Below are 342 nucleotides of genomic sequence, written 5' to 3'. Positions count from 1 at the left end.
AAGAACCGAAGTTCGAAAGTTAAGATTTGAGGCGCAAATATAAATTCGCTTCTCAAATTAGAGACTTGAGTCTAATCGGTCATGAATGGAAACTCATATAAGCCTTGCATTTCGCACAGCGGAATGGGCCTGTAGCTCAGCTGGTTAGAGCGCACGCCTGATAAGCGTGAGGTCGATGGTTCGAGTCCACCCAGGCCCACCATTACAACACTTCGATATCTGAAAACGGGGGTTTAGCTCAGCTGGGAGAGCACCTGCCTTGCAAGCAGGGGGTCAGCGGTTCGATCCCGCTAACCTCCACCATTTAATCTTCAGCTATTGAAAAACTGTTTGGTAATATGT

The 342-nt window shown here is 47.4% G+C and carries 2 tRNA genes; both read left to right on the top strand.

Features of this window, described 5'->3' with window-relative positions:
* Positions 1-125 precede the first annotated feature (125 nt).
* Positions 126-202, top strand: a tRNA-Ile gene (locus DOT_RS18975).
* 25 nt (positions 203-227) lie between these two features.
* Positions 228-303, top strand: a tRNA-Ala gene (locus DOT_RS18970).
* Positions 304-342 lie beyond the last annotated feature (39 nt).

This window comes from Desulfosporosinus sp. OT (assembly GCF_000224515.1).
Taxonomy (GTDB): Bacteria; Bacillota; Desulfitobacteriia; order Desulfitobacteriales; family Desulfitobacteriaceae; genus Desulfosporosinus.
Note: the sequence above shows the minus strand (reverse complement) of the source record. Positions and strands in the feature narration are given on the sequence as shown.